Source organism: Saccharopolyspora shandongensis (genome assembly GCF_900106995.1).
GTDB lineage: Bacteria > Actinomycetota > Actinomycetes > Mycobacteriales > Pseudonocardiaceae > Saccharopolyspora > Saccharopolyspora shandongensis.
The window spans coordinates 51,135-66,159 of sequence record NZ_FNOK01000058.1; the positions used below are offsets into that span (position 1 = coordinate 51,135).

Genomic DNA, 15,025 nt, shown 5'->3' on the forward strand with positions numbered 1-15,025 from the left:
GCGAGCTCCCGGCGACCGACTGTGTCTCCGATCACACACCTCGTGTTCGGGTCGTGCAAGGGCGGTGGTCACCCGGCATGGGAGTGACGTGGCCACTGGAGAAGTGGACTACCGGAAATCGCGGTTAGTGGACCGTGGAAATGGTCCAGTTCGGGAATAGCCTGGTCGCGGCAGAGCAGGACGACAGGAAGGCCGAAGGTGACTACCGTCGACGCCAAGGACACCGCCAACAACGCCCGGACCGGCACTGACGGGGTCAAGCGCGGAATGGCAGAAATGCTCAAGGGTGGCGTGATCATGGACGTGGTGACGCCCGAGCAGGCCAAGATCGCCGAGGCCGCCGGTGCGGTCGCGGTGATGGCGCTGGAGCGGGTGCCCGCCGACATCCGCGTCCAGGGCGGCGTGGCCCGGATGTCCGACCCGGACATGATCGAGGGCATCATCGACGCCGTCTCCATCCCGGTGATGGCCAAGGCGCGCATCGGCCACTTCGTCGAGGCGCAGGTCCTCCAGGCGCTGGGCGTGGACTACATCGACGAATCCGAGGTGCTCACCCCGGCCGACGAGGTCAACCACATCGACAAGTGGGCCTACACCGTGCCGTTCGTGTGCGGCGCGACCAACCTCGGCGAGGCGCTGCGGCGGATCTCCGAGGGCGCGGCGATGATCCGTTCCAAGGGCGAGGCCGGCACCGGCAACGTCGTGGAAGCGACCCGGCACATGCGGCAGATCCGGGCCGACATCCGGCGGCTGTCGGTGCTCGGCGAGGACGAGCTCTACGTCGCGGCGAAGGAGCTGCGCGCCCCGGTGCAGCTGGTCCAGGAGATCGCCAGGACCGGGCAGCTGCCGGTCGTGCTGTTCACCGCGGGCGGCATCGCGACCCCGGCGGACGCGGCGATGATGCGCCAGCTGGGCGCGGAGGGCGTCTTCGTCGGCTCGGGCATCTTCAAGTCCGGCGACCCGGCGAAGCGCGCCGAGGCGATCGTCAAGGCGACGACGTTCTACGACGACCCGGACGTGATCGCGAAGGTCTCCCGGGGCCTCGGCGAAGCGATGGTCGGCATCAACCTCGACGACCTCACCGAGCAGCAGCGTTACGCCCAGCGCGGCTGGTGACCCCGGTGCGGCCGGGGCGTCTCCGGCCGCAGGTCAGGCGTGCTCCATGACGAGGACCGCCCGGGTGCCCGGTTCGAGGGCTTCGTAGACGTGGGGCACGTCGCCGGAGAAGGAGACGTAGTCGCCGACCTCGAGCTCCACCGGGTTCTCCGCCGGGCCTGCCAGCAAGCGTCCGGAGGTGAGGACGACGTGCTCGACGGAGCCCGGGATGTGGGCGTCCGCGTGGCGGACCCCGCCCGGCTCCAGTTCGAGGACGTAGAGGTCTCGGCGGGCTCCGGAGCGGCCGGAGGACAGCAGCGCCGCGGCGTAGGTCGACTGCTCCGAGCGCACGAGCGGGACTTGTCCGGCCCGCACGACCCGCACCTGCGGCGTCGGCGGGTCGACGAGCCTGCTGAACGGCACGCCCAGGGCCACGCCCAGCGCCCAGAGCGTTTCCACGCTGGGGTTGCCGGTGCCGGATTCGAGCTGCGACAGGGTGGATTTCGCGATTCCGGCGCGCCGGGCGAGCTCGGTGAGGGTCAGCCCGGCGCGGTCGCGTTCGCGGCGCAGGGAGGCGGCGATGGTCTCCAGCGGCGGCGCGGCCGCCGTGTTCTCGGTCTCACTCATGCCTGTTCGCTCTGTCGGTCCTTGAATTCGGTTTGACGAACAACGCCCTTGGTGTTCAGGATAACGAACGTGAGTACGTTAGAGCGAACGCGAGCGGGATTCTGGCGGGACGCGCTGGTGCGCGACGTGCTGTCGATGGCCCTGGCGATGGCCATCGTCGGCGCGTCGCTCGGCGCCATCGCGGTGAGCAAGGGCGTGCCGCTGTGGATGATCACGCTGATGGGCGCGGTCGTGTTCGCCGGTGGCTCGGAGTTCATGGCGGTCGGCCTGGTCGCCGCGGGCGCCGCCCCGGTCACGGCGGTCCTCGGCGGCCTGATGCTCAACGCCCGCCACCTCCCGTTCGGCATGGCGGTCGGCGGCCTGCTGGACCGCGGCTGGCCGAGCCGGCTGATCGGCAGCCACCTGATGGTCGACGAATCCGTGGCGTTCGCGCTGGCGCAGGAGACCACGGCGGAAAAGAAGCGCGCGTACTGGCTGACCGGCATCGCCCTGTACTGCGCCTGGGCGCCCTCGGTGTTCCTCGGTGGGCTGCTCGGTCAGAGCGTCGGCGATCCGGGGGCGTTCGGCCTGGATGCGGCGATGCCCGCCGCCCTGCTGGCCCTGATCATGCCGTCGCTGCGGGAGTTCCGGACCCTGCGGGCGGTCGCGGTGGGCGTGTTCGTGGCCTTGGTGACCACCCCGGTGCTGCCCGAGGGTCTGCCGGTGATGGCCGCGCTGGTCGGCCTCGCCGCCGCGCTGCCGCTGCCGAAGCGACTGGTGGGGGAGGAGACCCGATGACACTCGGCGTGATCTTCGCGCTGGCCGCCGGCACCTACGCCATGCGGCTGGCCGGCCCGCTGCTGCGCGGCCGGATCCAGATCTCCGAGCGGGTGGAGCAGCTGCTGTCGATCGCCGCGATCGTGCTGCTCGGCGCGTTCGTCGCCACCAGCACCGCGTTCGAGTCCGGCGGCTTCGCCGGCTGGGCCCGCTTCGCGGGCGTCGCGGTCGGCGGCGTGCTGGCCTGGCGGCGGGCGCCGTTCGTGCTGGTGGTGGCCGCCGCGGCGGCCACCACGGCCCTGCTGCGCCTCACCGGCCTGGCGGGGTAGGTCGGAACTGCCGGGCGCTCGCGGGCGGCGCATCCCGGCTTCGGTTGTGGACGGAAGTGCAGGAGAATCGGAACCGTGACGAAACCCGTGATCGGAGTCCTCGCTCTGCAAGGCGGCGTCGCCGAGCACCTGGCCGCGCTGGAGCGCAGCGGGGCCGACGCCCGGCCGGTCCGCCGAGCGGAGGAGCTGGCGGCGGTGCAGGGCATCGTGCTGCCGGGCGGCGAGTCGACCACCATGACCCGCCTGCTCGACACCTTCGAGCTCTACGAGCCGCTGCGCGAACGCCTCGCGGCGGGCCTGCCCGCGTACGGCTCGTGCGCCGGGATGATCATGTTGTCCCGCGAGGTGGTCGGCGAGGACCGGGAACTGCCGGCGGTCCGCCCGCTGGGTGCGCTGGACGTCGTCGTGCGGCGCAACGCCTTCGGCAGGCAGGTCGATTCCTTCGAAACCGACCTGGAATTCGCCGGCATTCCGGACGGCCCGGTACACGCGGTGTTCATCCGCGCACCGTGGGTCGAGAAGGTCGGTGCGGACGTCCAAGTGCTGGCCGAGGTGCCCGGCACGGCCCCCGATGACCCGGACGCCACCGGGCGGGATGCGGCCGCCGGTAGGATCGTCGCGGTTCAGCAGGGACCGGTGCTCGCCACCGCTTTCCATCCGGAGCTGGTCGGCGGCGACGAGCGCGTGCACCGCTATTTCGTACAGATCGTCCGCGCGCGGCTCGGTTCCGCGGCGCAGGCGTAGAAAGACGGAGGAGAGATGAGCGGCCACTCCAAGTGGGCCACCACCAAGCACAAGAAGGCCGCCGTCGACGCCAAGCGCGGCAAGCTCTTCGCGAAGCTGATCAAGAACATCGAGGTTGCCGCCCGTACCGGCGGGGGCGATCCCGAGGGCAACCCGACCCTGTACGACGCCATCCAGAAGGCGCGCAAGAACTCGGTCCCGATGGACAACATCGAGCGCGCCCGCAAGCGCGGCGCCGGGGAAGAGGCCGGCGGCGCCGACTGGCAGACGATCATGTACGAGGGCTACGGCCCCAACGGCGTCGCAGTGCTGGTGGAGTGCCTGACCGACAACCGCAACCGCGCCGCGGGCGAGGTGCGCACCGCGATGACCCGCAACGGCGGCTCGATGGCCGACGCGGGCTCGGTGTCCTACATGTTCAACCGCAAGGGCGTCGTGCTGCTGCCGAAGAACGGGCTCAGCGAGGACGACGTGCTCTCTGCGGTGCTGGAAGCAGGTGCCGAGGAGATCAACGACCTCGGTGACAGCTACGAGATCCTGGCCGACCCGACCGACCTGGTCGAGGTGCGCAAGGCGCTGCAGGCGGCGGGCATCGAGTACGACTCGGCGGAGGCGAACTTCCTGGCCTCGGTCAACGTCGAGCTCGACGCCGACGCGGCCCGCAAGATCTTCAAGCTGATCGACGCCCTCGAGGACTGCGACGACGTGCAGAACGTCTTCGCCAACTTCGACGTGTCGGACGCGGTGCTCGAAGAGGTCAACGCGTAACCCGTGCGAGCGGCGGCATCGCCACCGCCCGTGATCGATGGAGCGACCGGCCCCCAAGTTGGGGGCCGGTCGCTTTCGTCGGCCAGGGGAGCCGGCCGACACGCGGCGTGCTCGGGTCACTCCTGCGGGTGTCCACAGTGGCCGCGACCCGGGTGGCGGCGGGAGCCGATCTGTGCCGCAGGCAGAATGGCGCCGTGGTCGACACGGATGAGGCTCTGCGCAAGTGGATGGTGAACACCGCGGACAAGCACGGGGCCGCGGTGATGCACGTGGCGGGCGACGACATCGGCGCGGCGTACGCGTTCTCGGTCGGCGCGTGGCGACGCTTCGGCAAACCCGAGGTCGTCGTGATCGGTCTGCCCAAGGAGGTCGCGCACGCGGTGGTCAACACCTACGTGCAGCGGGTCGGCGACGGCGAGCGGTTCCAGCCGGGGCAGCTCTACGACGGCTTCCTGCAGGGCTGCCCGGTGACCTTCGAGAAGGTCGCGCTGCAGCACTACCCGGAGTACCTGGGCAGCGCGTTCCTGGTCTACAACGGGCCGGACTTCCCGGCGGTGCAGCTGATCGCCTCCAGCCCGGACGGCGGCAAGTTCCCGTGGCAGCCCGACGCGCCGGGCGGCTTCCGCGAGTACCAGCCGGTCCTGACCGACAGCGGCCTCCCGGAATCCTGGACGCCCGGGACCGACGGCCCCTGACCGGCGACGGCGCCTCGGGGCGGCGACGTCCACCCGATGGCTGATTTCTCGCGATCTGACCCGGTCGGGTGAGGCGCGTGCGTGTCGGTGTGGTCGCGGGCGGCGGCGGTTCGATAGGGTTCGAACGAATGTTCATCAGGCGGGAGCAGGTGGCGTCGTGCGCGTGCTGGGAGTCGACCCCGGGCTGACCCGCTGCGGCCTCGGCGTGGTCGACGGCGGTCGCGGCCGCGAGGTCGCCTGCGTCGCGGTCGGCGTGGCGCGCACCCCGCCGGAGGACGAGCTGTCCAGCCGGCTGCTGGCGGTGTCCGAAGTGGTGGAGCAGTGGCTGGACGCGCACCGCCCCGAGGTGGTGGCGATCGAGCGGGTCTTCAGCCAGCACAACGTGCGCACCGTGATGGGCACCGCGCAGGTCTCGGGCGTCGTGGCGCTGGCGGCCGCCCGCCGCAAGCTGCCGGTCGCCTTCCACACGCCCAGCGAGGTCAAGGCCGCCGTCAGCGGTTCCGGCCGCGCCGACAAGCGCCAGGTCACCATGATGATCACCAAGATCCTCGGGCTGGCCGAAGCGCCCAAGCCGGCCGACGCCGCCGACGCGCTGGCGCTCGCGGTCTGCCACATCTGGCGCGCCCCGATGGCCGCCCGGCTCGCCGAGGCGGAGGCCAGGGCGGCCGAGCTCGCCCGGAACCACCGCGCCAGGCTGAAGGCCGCCGCGCAAGCCACTCGGAGATCGTGATGTTCGTCCTGACGCGACGAAGCCGCTTGGCCCCCGTGGGCAAGGTGGACCACCGGCGGGTTCTCAGACGTCATCTGAGGTTCCGCTACGCAAATTGAGCCCGTGAACAGGCTTTGACCCGAACAGGAAGGGTTTCCCGATGATCTCCACGGTCCGGGGTCCGGTGCTGTCCATCGGGCTGGACCACGCCGTGATCGAAGTCGGCGGCGTGGGCATGGCGGTGCACGCCACCCCGGTGACGCTGGCCGTCCTGCGCCGCGGCGAGGAAGCGCGGCTGTGGACGTCGCTGATCGTGCGCGAGGACTCGCTGACGCTCTACGGCTTCACCGACGCCGAGGCCCGCGACCTCTTCGTGCTGCTGCAGACGGCCTCCGGGGTCGGCCCGCGGCTCGCGCTGGCCACCCTCGCGGTGCTCGCGCCAGACCAGCTCTGCCACGCGCTGGCCGACGGCAACCTGACGGTGCTCACCCAGGTGCCCGGCATCGGCAAGAAGAGCGCGGAGCGGCTGATCCTGGAGCTGCGCGACAAGGTCGGCGTGGTGGCCGGGGCCACGGCCGGACCGGCTGCCACGGCGGATCGCGGCCGGGTGCGCTCCGAGGTCTCCGAGGCGCTGGTGGGGCTGGGCTTCTCGGCGAAGCAGGCCGAGCAGAGCGTCGAGGCGGTGCTGGCCGCCGGCAACGGCGACCTGGAAACCTCGGCGGTGCTGCGCAAGGCGCTGGCCACGCTGGGCCCGAAGTGAGGCCGGCCTGATGCACGAGGACAACGACGACTGGCCGCCGTCCGGTGACGGCGTCGCCCTGACCCCGCAGCAGGACCTGGGCGATCAGGACGTCGAGACGACGCTGCGCCCGCGCAAGCTGAGCGAGTTCGTGGGCCAGGCCCGCGTGCGCGAGCAACTGGAGCTGGTCCTGCACGGCGCGCTCAAGCGCGGCGAACAGCCCGACCACGTGCTGTTCTCCGGCCCGCCCGGGCTGGGCAAGACCAGCCTGTCGATGATCATGGCGACGGAGCTGGGCGCCTCGATCCGGGTCACCTCCGGCCCGGCGCTGGAACGCCCCGGCGACCTGGCGGCGATGCTGTCCAACCTCGCCGAGGGCGACGTGCTGTTCATCGACGAGATCCACCGGATCGCCCGGCCCGCCGAGGAGATGCTCTACCTGGCGATGGAGGACTACCGGGTGGACATCGTGGTCGGCAAGGGGCCGGGGGCGACCAGCATCCCGCTGGAGCTGGCCCCGTTCACGTTGGTCGGGGCCACCACCCGGTCCGGCGCGCTGACCGGCCCGCTGCGCGACCGGTTCGGCTTCACCGCGCACATGGAGTTCTACTCCGCGGCGGAGCTGGAGCTGGTGGTGCGCCGCTCGGCCGGGATCCTGGGCGTGGAACTGCGCGACGACGGGGCGACCGAGATCGCCCGCCGGTCCCGCGGCACGCCGCGGATCGCCAACCGGCTGCTGCGGCGGGTCCGCGACTTCGCGGAGGTGCGCGCGGACGGTGTGGTCGACCGCGAGGTCGCGCGCGCCGCGCTGGCCGTCTACGACGTCGACGAGATGGGCCTGGACCGGCTGGACCGGGCCGTGCTCGCCGCGCTGGTCAAGTCCTTCCACGGTGGCCCGGTGGGGATCTCGACGCTGGCGGTCGCGGTCGGCGAGGAGCCGAGCACGGTCGAGGAGGTCTGCGAGCCCTACCTGGTGCGCGCGGGCATGATCGCCCGCACCCCGCGCGGCCGGGTCGCGACGGTCGCCGCGTGGCAGCACGTGGGCCTCACGCCGCCGGAGCACGCGCCCGGCGAGGCGCAGACCGACCTCTTCGCCGAGTGATCCAATAGTGACAAATCGCCGATACTGTGTGCCTCGCCCAGCCATCGGCTCGCAGCCGGGGTGCTGGTCCGTGCTTGCGGCGTGACGTTATCCTCCTCACGTCCCGCTCGGTGTGGTGAGCCGCGCGAGGCGGCACCGCCGAACGGGTGGTGTGCCGCGCGGCAGGCACGAACCGCGCCCCGCGCGAGAGCGGGGAGACTCTCCTGGTTCCCAGCGGGAGAGGACGTCGACCCGAGTTGACCTGGCACACTGGGGCAGAACATCCGAACAATTCGGGCGCAGTACTGCGAGGGCTGGGCCCCGAAGCGTCCGCTGAACGGAGCACGATGGACCTCCAATCCCTGATTCTTCCGCTGCTGATCGTCCTGCTGGCGGTGCCGCTGTTCCTGCAGGCCCGCAAGCAGAAACGCGCCGTGGCCGAGCAGCAGAAGCTGCAGAACTCGATCGAGCCGGGCGACAAGGTGATGACCACCTCCGGCGTGTTCGGCAAGGTCGTCGCCACCAGCGACGACTCCATCGACCTGGAGCTCGCCCCGGGCATGACCACGACCTGGGTGCGCGCCGCGGTCCGCGAGAAGGTCGTCACCGACAGCGCCCCGGCCGCCGAGCCGGCGGAGTCGACCGAGTCGACGAAGACCGAGGAGGCCACGGCCGAGGCCGTGGTCCCCGAGTCGAAGGCCGAGATCGCCGAGCCGATCGAGAAGCAGAAGACCAACTGACAGCAGGCGCAACGCCTCCCCCGGGCGCCGAAGGGCGCCCGGCGGGCGGGGTTCGTCGCCGCCAGGTCGCGACGCGGGCACCGGGTTTCCGGGCCCGCGTCCGTGCGTAGTCGTAGATCAACGCACGGTTGCCACCCGGATCGCCGGAGTCCGCGCCCGGCCTGTCAGACTGAAGTGAAGGAATTCGGCGAATCGCCACCGATGGTGGCGAAGATCGCCAACAGATCGCGCCGATCGGGGAACCTGGCGAGCCCGGCTGTAGGTTGGCGTCGAGCGGCGGAACCGCTCGCCGCAGCTTGCGCAGTTCGGTAGGCGACGCCTACGCGAACCGACCGCGCACCTGATACGGAACGTGGACAGGAGACTGACGCACCGTGGCACCTCCGGCCGGGCAAATTCGCCCAGGGCGTTATCTGGCGATCTTCGCGCTGATCGTCGTGGGGCTGTACGCACTGGTGTTCTTCACCGGTGACGGCAAGCCGACGCCGAAGCTCGGGATCGACCTCCAGGGCGGCACCCGCGTGACGCTGACGGCCCGCACGCCGGACGGTCAGCCGCCCACCAACGAGGCGCTGAACCAGGCGCGGCAGATCATCGAGACCCGCGTCAACGGCATGGGCATCAGCGGCTCCGAGGTGACCCGGGACGGCAACAACCTGGTGATCACCGTGCCGGGCGAGGGCGGTGAGGAAGCCAAGCAGCTGGGGCAGACCGCCGAGCTGAACTTCCGCAAGGTCGTCAACGCGGTGCCCGCGGCGCAGCCGCCGGCGGGGACCACCCCGCAGGTCGCGCAGCAGCAGGGCCCGGGCGACCAGCAGAAGGCCATCGACGAGGCGAAGGCGCTCCGGCAGAGCACCGACCCGAACGTCCAGATGCAGGCGCTGCAGACGCTGAACTGCGCCGCCGAGGACCCGCTGCGCGGCAACGACGACCCGAAGCTGCCGCTGGTGACCTGCGACCGCGAGGGCCAGCAGAAGTACCTGCTGGAGCCGGTGTTCCTGCCGGGCAAGGAGATCGCGAACTCGCAGGCCGTGCCGCCGAACCCGCAGTCCGGGCAGCCGGGCTGGACGGTGTCGCTGGACTTCAAGAGCGAGGGCGCCAAGGTCTGGGCCGACTTCACCTCCGCCAACGTCGGCCAGCAGGCCGCGTTCGTGCTGGACACCGAGGTCGTGTCGGCCCCGCAGATCAACCAGGCCCTGCTCGGCGGCAACGCCAGCATCAGCGGGCAGTTCAACCAGGAGAGCGCCACCGACCTGGCCAACGTCCTCAAGTACGGCTCGCTGCCGCTGGCCTTCGACCAGTCCGAGGCCGAGACGGTCTCCGCGACCCTCGGCGTGGCCTCGCTGGAGGCCGGCCTGATCGCCGGTGGCATCGGCCTGATCCTGGTCGCGGTGTACTGCCTGCTCTACTACCGGCTGCTGGGCATCCTGACCGTCTTGTCGCTGGTGCTCTCCGGCGGCGTGGTCTACGGCGTGCTGGTGCTGCTCGGCCGCTGGGTCGGCTTCACCCTCGACCTGGCCGGCATCGCCGGTTTCATCGTCGCGATCGGCATCACCGCCGACTCGTTCATCGTGTTCTTCGAACGGCTCAAGGACGAGATCCGCGAGGGCCGCACGTTCCGCTCGGCCGTGCCGCGCGCCTGGACGCGGGCCCGGCGCACGATCCTGTCCGCCGACGCGGTCAGCTTCCTGGCCGCCGCCGTGCTGTACGTGCTCGCCGTCGGCCAGGTGAAGGGCTTCGCCTTCACCCTCGGCATGTCGACGGTGCTGGACCTGGTCGTGGTCTTCCTCGTCACGCATCCGCTGGTGATGCTCGCCTCGAAGAACAAGTTCATGTCCAAGCCCTCGGTCTCCGGCCTGGGGGCGGTGCAACGGCTCGGTGACCAGAACCGGGCCGCCCGCAAGGCCGCCGCGACCACCGCCAAGGAGGCGTGAAGGTGACGACTCCAGGAACCGAAGGCGCACGGCGCGAAAGCGTCTTCCACCGCCTCTACACCGGTACCGGGGCCTTCGACATCGTCGGCAAGCGCGCCCGGTGGTACATCTCGCTGGGCCTGCTCGTGCTCGTCTGCCTTGGCGCCATCGGCTTCAAGGGCTTCAACCTCGGCATCGACTTCGAGGGCGGCACCAAGCTCCAGCTGCCCGCCGTCGGCGCCCAGGGCCCGATCCAGACCGACCAGGTGCAGAACGCGTTCCAAGAGGCGCTGGGCCACCCGGCCGAGACCGTGCAGATCGTCGGCGCCGGGGCCAACCAGAGCATCCAGATCCGCTCCTCCTCGCTGACCCCGGCGCAGGTGGCGGCCGTCAAGCAGACGCTGTTCACCCAGGTGCAGCCGCTGGACGTGCAGGGCCGGCCGAGCGAGCAGGTCATCAGCGACAGCGCGGTCAGCGGCACCTGGGGCGGTGAGATCACGCAGCAGGCGCTGATCGCACTGGGCGTGTTCCTGGTGCTGGTCACGATCTTCCTGGCGTTCTACTTCGAGAAGTGGATGGCGGTGGCGGCGCTGGTCGCGCTGCTGCACGACGTCGTGGTCACCGCGGGCATCTACTCGCTGGTCGGCTTCGAGGTCACGCCCAGCACGGTCATCGGCCTGCTGACCATCCTCGGGTTCTCGCTGTACGACACGGTGGTGGTCTTCGACAAGGTCAAGGAGAACACGCGCGGCCTGCTCGGGCTGACCCGCCGCACCTACGGCGAGGGGGCGAACCTGGCGGTCAACCAGACCCTGATGCGCTCGATCAACACCTCGGTGATCGCGTTGCTGCCGGTGATCGGGCTGCTCGTGGTGGGCGCCGGGCTGCTCGGCGTCGGCGTGCTGCAGGACCTGGCGCTGGTGCAGATGGTCGGCATGATCACCGGCGTGGTGTCGTCGATCTTCCTGGCCACGCCGCTGCTGGTGGACTTCAAGATGCGCGACCCGAAGTACCGCGAGCACGCGGCGAAGGTGCGGCAGCGCCGCGAGCGCGCCGCCGTCAAGGCAGCGGGCGAGGACGCCCCGGCCGAGCCGAAGCACGCGGTCGCGGCGGGCACGGCCCCGCGCGGTGGGCGTCCCGGCGCCAAGGCCGGCCGCCCGTCCGGGAAGAGGCGGCGTTGACCGCGGTGGAGGAGACGGCCAGTTCCGTGCAGGTGACCGATGCGACCGACGATGCGCTCCGGCAGGCGGTCGGCCTGATCCGCGAGGTGCCGGACTTCCCCGAGCCGGGAGTCCTGTTCCGCGACATCAGCCCGCTGCTCGCCGACGGCGCCGGGCTCAACGCCGTGGTGTCGGCGCTGGGCCGGGACATCGAGTTCGACGTGGTGGCCGGCGTGGAGGCGCGCGGCTTCCTGGTCGGCGCGGCGGTCGCGCAGGAGTTCGGCACGGGCGTGATCGGGCTCCGCAAGCCCGGCAAGCTCCCAGCGGTGGCGGACCGGGTCGACTACACGCTGGAGTACGGCCGCGCCACGCTCGAGCTCCCGGCGGACACGCTGCGCGCCGGTCAGCGGGTGCTGATCGTGGACGACGTCCTGGCCACCGGCGGAACCCTGGGCGCGGCGTGCCGCTTGGTCCGCCAGGCCGATGCGGAGGTCGCGGCGGCGGCCGTCGTGCTCGAACTCACGGCTCTCGAAGGCCGTGACAAGATCATGGGCGAAACCGTCCGGGCCCTGCTGCGGGCCTGATCCGACGAGGTGAGCGCCTCCCGCGACCCGGTCACCGGGACGCGGGCGGCGCTTTCGTCGCTGATCGGTGCGGCTGAAGTTCGCTCGTCTTTCACCTGCGCCAGGTGACCGCTGGGCGTATCACACCGACACCTGGGAAGGTCCGTCGCTCGGATGGCGTTATTCTCAGTGTCCGGGTCCCCCGGACCTGGGACGAGAGCACCACGAGCCCGGGAGCGTGCGGTGAGCCAACACGTCGAATCCCCTGCCTCGGCAGCCGACCCGGTTGCCGAGCCGCGGGCCGCCTCTGCGACGCGTCGCGTCCGGGCCCGGCTGGCCAGGAGGATCACGGCGCAGCGTGCCACCGCGGTCAAGCAGGTGCTGGAACCGCTGGCGACGGTGCACCGTGAGCTGCACCCGCAGGCCGACCTCGCGCTGCTGCAGCGCGCGTACGACGTCGCCGAGGAGAAGCACAGCAGTCAGCGGCGCAAGTCCGGCGACCCGTACATCACGCATCCGCTGGCGGTCGCGACGATCCTCGCCGAGCTCGGCATGGACACCACCACCCTGGTCGCCGGTCTGCTGCACGACACCGTCGAGGACACCGACTACTCGCTGGAGAAGCTCGGCGCCGAGTTCGGCGACGAGGTCGCGCACCTGGTCGACGGGGTCACCAAGCTGGACAAGGTCAAGCTGGGCGCCGCCGCCGAGGCCGAGACCATCCGCAAGATGATCATCGCGATGGCCCGTGACCCGCGGGTGCTGGTGATCAAGCTCGCCGACCGGCTGCACAACATGCGCACCATGCGCTTCCTGCCGCCGGAGAAGCAGGCCCGCAAGGCGCGGGAGACCCTCGAGGTGCTGGCGCCGCTCGCGCACCGGCTGGGCATGGCCACCATCAAGTGGGAGCTGGAGGACCTGGCGTTCGCCATCCTGCAGCCCAAGAAGTACGACGAGATCGTGCGCCTGGTGGCCAACCGCGCGCCGTCCCGCGACACCTACCTGCGCACCGTCATCGACGAGCTGTCGCACCAGCTCGACACCGCGCGGCTGGCCGCGAAGGTGCAGGGCCGCCCGAAGCACTACTACTCCATCCACCAGAAGATGATCGTGCGAGGCCGCGACTTCGACGACATCCACGACCTGGTGGGCGTGCGGATCCTGGTCGACGAGGTCCGCGACTGCTACGCCGCGATGGGCGTGGTGCACGCGCTGTGGCAGCCGATGCCCGGCCGTTTCAAGGACTACATCGCGCAGCCCCGGTTCGGGGTCTACCAGTCGCTGCACACCACGGTGATCGGCCCGGAGGGCAAGCCGCTGGAGGTGCAGATCCGCACCCACGAGATGCACCGCACCGCCGAGTACGGCATCGCGGCGCACTGGCGGTACAAGGAGACCAAGGGACGCAACGGCGCTGGGCAGTCGGTCGAGGTCGACGAGATGGCGTGGATGCGGCAGCTGCTCGACTGGCAGCGGGAGGCCGCGGACCCGGGCGAGTTCCTGGAGTCGCTGCGCTACGACCTGGCGACCAGGGAGATCTTCGTCTTCACGCCGAAGGGCGACGTGATCACGCTGCCGTCCGGCTCGACCCCGGTGGACTTCGCCTACGCGGTGCACACCGAGGTCGGCCACCGCTGCATCGGCGCCCGCGTCAACGGCCGGCTGGTGGCGCTGGAGCGCAAGCTGGAGAACGGCGAGGTCGTCGAGATCTTCACCTCCAAGGCGGAGGGGTCCGGCCCGAGTCGCGACTGGCTGTCGTTCGTGGCCTCGCCGCGGGCCAAGGCGAAGATCAAGCAGTGGTTCGCCAAGGAGCGCCGCGAGGAGGCGATCGAGTCCGGCAAGGAGCTGATCGCCAAGGAGATCCGGCGGCTCGGCCTGCCGCTGCAGCGCTTCGTGTCGGCGGAAACGCTCGGCGCGGTGGCCCGCGAGCTGCACTACGTGGACGTCACCGGCCTGTACGCGGCGGTGGGGGAGAAGCAGCTCTCGGCGCAGCACCTGGTGCAGCGCCTCGTGGCGTTCATCGGCGGTCCGGAGCAGGCGGCCGACGAGATCGCGGAGCGATCGACGCCGTCGACGTTGCGCGGCAAGCGCCGCAGCAGCGGCGACTCCGGCGTCGTGGTCAAGGACGCCGGGGACGTGTGGGCGAAGCTGGCGCGCTGCTGCACGCCGGTTCCGGGCGACGAGATCCTCGGCTTCGTGACCCGCGGCGGTTGGGTCAGCGTGCACCGCACGGACTGCACCAACGCCGACGACCTGCGCCGTACGCCCGAGCGGCTGGTCGAGGTGCACTGGGCGCCGTCGGCGTCGTCGGTGTTCCTGGTCGCGATCCAGGTCGAGGCCCTGGACCGGCACCGGCTGCTCTCCGACGTGACCAAGGTGCTGGCGGACGAGCGGGTGAACATCCTGTCGGCGTCGGTGACCACGTCGAAGGACCGGGTGGCGGTGAGCCGCTTCTCCTTCGAGATGGGCGACCCGAAGCACCTGGGCCACGTCCTCAAGGCGGTCCGCAACATCGAGGGCGTCTACGACGTCTACCGCGTGACCTCCGCGGCGTGAAGGCGTTTCCCGATTTTGCCTAAAATTGGGCGGCCAACCACCAGCCGGAAACTCAAGAGGCTTCCGATTTTGCCTAAAATTGGGCGCTCACACGGAATCGCGGCCGGAGCTTGGCGCTCGGTGGGATCCAATTTTAGGCAAAATCGGGTGGGGTGAGATCCGGGCTCCGCATCGTGGAAGACGCGGAGGGGTGCCCCCGACTCTCTGAACTGGTCCCCGGAGGTTGGACTGAGGAATTCAGTTCCGATCTCCGGGGAGCGGTTGTATGGCTGGGCGAAGTTCGTTGAGCGTGGAGCAGCGTGCCGCGGCGGTAGGGTTGTTCGATGACGGTTGGGCGGATCGTGCGGTCGCGACCAGGCTTGGTGTGTCTCGCCCGGCGGTGGCCCGGTTGTATGGCCGGTGGCGGGTTCGCGGGGGTGCGGCGCTGGTGAGTAAGCCGTCCAGGCGGGTTTTCACCGTCGAGTTCAAGCTCGAGGTGGTGCGGCGTTTCCTTGCTGGTGAGACGAAGACCGATCTCGCTTGTGAGTTCGATCTGTCGTCGCCGAAGCTG

The 15,025-nt window shown here is 70.6% G+C and carries 16 protein-coding genes; 15 read left to right on the forward strand and 1 reads right to left on the reverse strand.

Translation table 11 applies throughout. The features are described 5' to 3' along the window. Positions 1 to 198: 198 nt before the first annotated feature. Positions 199 to 1,116, forward strand: a complete 918-nt coding sequence (gene pdxS, locus BLW84_RS37940) for a pyridoxal 5'-phosphate synthase lyase subunit PdxS (protein WP_093275897.1) — start codon at positions 199 to 201, stop codon at positions 1,114 to 1,116. Between the two features lie 33 nt (positions 1,117 to 1,149). On the opposite strand, the gene BLW84_RS37945 is transcribed toward pdxS, so the two are convergent. Beyond that, positions 1,150 to 1,722 (reverse strand): helix-turn-helix domain-containing protein, encoded by a 573-nt coding sequence (locus tag BLW84_RS37945; RefSeq protein ID WP_093275899.1) that lies wholly within the window; start codon positions 1,720 to 1,722, stop codon positions 1,150 to 1,152. A 69-nt stretch (positions 1,723 to 1,791) separates the two neighbouring features. Between BLW84_RS37945 and BLW84_RS37950 the strand changes: the two genes are divergently transcribed. The 14 genes from BLW84_RS37950 to BLW84_RS38015 form a co-directional block, all read left to right on the forward strand. Continuing rightward, the gene (locus tag BLW84_RS37950; protein WP_143061246.1) at positions 1,792 to 2,499 is read left to right on the forward strand and encodes an AzlC family ABC transporter permease; all 708 of its coding nucleotides are present in this window, start codon (positions 1,792 to 1,794) and stop codon (positions 2,497 to 2,499) included. Then, complete coding sequence (locus tag BLW84_RS37955) at positions 2,496 to 2,807, forward strand: AzlD domain-containing protein (protein ID WP_093275902.1); 312 nt, start codon at positions 2,496 to 2,498, stop codon at positions 2,805 to 2,807. The genes BLW84_RS37950 and BLW84_RS37955 overlap by 4 nt, the downstream gene beginning before the upstream one ends. A gap of 75 nt (positions 2,808 to 2,882) precedes the next feature. Continuing rightward, a complete protein-coding gene (gene pdxT / locus BLW84_RS37960) occupies positions 2,883 to 3,551 on the forward strand; it encodes a pyridoxal 5'-phosphate synthase glutaminase subunit PdxT (RefSeq protein WP_093275906.1) in 669 nt (222 codons plus the stop codon). 15 nt (positions 3,552 to 3,566) lie between these two features. Continuing rightward, positions 3,567 to 4,319 carry a YebC/PmpR family DNA-binding transcriptional regulator gene (locus BLW84_RS37965; RefSeq protein WP_093275908.1) on the forward strand — a complete coding sequence of 251 codons (753 nt, stop codon included), beginning with the start codon at positions 3,567 to 3,569 and terminating at the stop codon, positions 4,317 to 4,319. 227 nt (positions 4,320 to 4,546) lie between these two features. After that, positions 4,547 to 5,014, forward strand: a complete 468-nt coding sequence (locus tag BLW84_RS37970; RefSeq protein WP_177226916.1) for a DUF4262 domain-containing protein — start codon at positions 4,547 to 4,549, stop codon at positions 5,012 to 5,014. A 157-nt stretch (positions 5,015 to 5,171) separates the two neighbouring features. Further along, positions 5,172 to 5,744: a crossover junction endodeoxyribonuclease RuvC gene (gene ruvC, locus BLW84_RS37975; protein ID WP_093275911.1), complete on the forward strand. Its 573-nt coding sequence runs from the start codon at positions 5,172 to 5,174 to the stop codon at positions 5,742 to 5,744. A gap of 139 nt (positions 5,745 to 5,883) precedes the next feature. After that, on the forward strand, positions 5,884 to 6,483 hold the full coding sequence (gene ruvA, locus BLW84_RS37980) for a Holliday junction branch migration protein RuvA (RefSeq protein WP_093275913.1): 600 nt from the start codon (positions 5,884 to 5,886) through the stop codon (positions 6,481 to 6,483). 10 nt (positions 6,484 to 6,493) lie between these two features. Continuing rightward, positions 6,494 to 7,564 (forward strand): Holliday junction branch migration DNA helicase RuvB, encoded by a 1,071-nt coding sequence (ruvB, locus tag BLW84_RS37985; RefSeq protein WP_093275916.1) that lies wholly within the window; start codon positions 6,494 to 6,496, stop codon positions 7,562 to 7,564. A gap of 326 nt (positions 7,565 to 7,890) precedes the next feature. Beyond that, positions 7,891 to 8,283 carry a preprotein translocase subunit YajC gene (yajC, locus tag BLW84_RS37990; RefSeq protein WP_093275919.1) on the forward strand — a complete coding sequence of 131 codons (393 nt, stop codon included), beginning with the start codon at positions 7,891 to 7,893 and terminating at the stop codon, positions 8,281 to 8,283. Positions 8,284 to 8,657: 374 nt separating this feature from the next. Next, complete coding sequence (gene secD, locus BLW84_RS37995) at positions 8,658 to 10,217, forward strand: protein translocase subunit SecD (protein ID WP_093275922.1); 1,560 nt, start codon at positions 8,658 to 8,660, stop codon at positions 10,215 to 10,217. Further along, positions 10,214 to 11,377: a protein translocase subunit SecF gene (gene secF / locus BLW84_RS38000; RefSeq protein WP_093275930.1), complete on the forward strand. Its 1,164-nt coding sequence runs from the start codon at positions 10,214 to 10,216 to the stop codon at positions 11,375 to 11,377. The genes secD and secF overlap by 4 nt, the downstream gene beginning before the upstream one ends. Then, positions 11,374 to 11,940: an adenine phosphoribosyltransferase gene (locus tag BLW84_RS38005; protein WP_093275936.1), complete on the forward strand. Its 567-nt coding sequence runs from the start codon at positions 11,374 to 11,376 to the stop codon at positions 11,938 to 11,940. Before secF ends, BLW84_RS38005 begins: the two co-directional genes overlap by 4 nt. A gap of 222 nt (positions 11,941 to 12,162) precedes the next feature. Next, positions 12,163 to 14,475: a RelA/SpoT family protein gene (locus BLW84_RS38010; RefSeq protein ID WP_093275939.1), complete on the forward strand. Its 2,313-nt coding sequence runs from the start codon at positions 12,163 to 12,165 to the stop codon at positions 14,473 to 14,475. Positions 14,476 to 14,764: 289 nt separating this feature from the next. Next, positions 14,765 to 15,025 (forward strand): helix-turn-helix domain-containing protein (locus BLW84_RS38015; protein WP_177226915.1); only part of this gene is annotated, 261 nt, incomplete at its 3' end.

What these genes read in the sequence shown, in the direction of transcription:
- yajC (WP_093275919.1), top strand. Translation starts at nt 7,891, where the DNA reads ATGGACCTCCAATCCCTGATTCTTCCGCTGCTGATCGTCCTGCTGGCG.
- ruvB (WP_093275916.1), top strand. Translation starts at nt 6,494, where the DNA reads ATGCACGAGGACAACGACGACTGGCCGCCGTCCGGTGACGGCGTCGCC.
- ruvA (WP_093275913.1), top strand. Translation starts at nt 5,884, where the DNA reads ATGATCTCCACGGTCCGGGGTCCGGTGCTGTCCATCGGGCTGGACCAC.
- BLW84_RS37965 (WP_093275908.1), top strand. Translation starts at nt 3,567, where the DNA reads ATGAGCGGCCACTCCAAGTGGGCCACCACCAAGCACAAGAAGGCCGCC.
- BLW84_RS37970 (WP_177226916.1), top strand. Translation starts at nt 4,547, where the DNA reads ATGGTGAACACCGCGGACAAGCACGGGGCCGCGGTGATGCACGTGGCG.
- BLW84_RS37955 (WP_093275902.1), top strand. Translation starts at nt 2,496, where the DNA reads ATGACACTCGGCGTGATCTTCGCGCTGGCCGCCGGCACCTACGCCATG.
- BLW84_RS37945 (WP_093275899.1), bottom strand. Translation starts at nt 1,722, where the DNA reads ATGAGTGAGACCGAGAACACGGCGGCCGCGCCGCCGCTGGAGACCATC.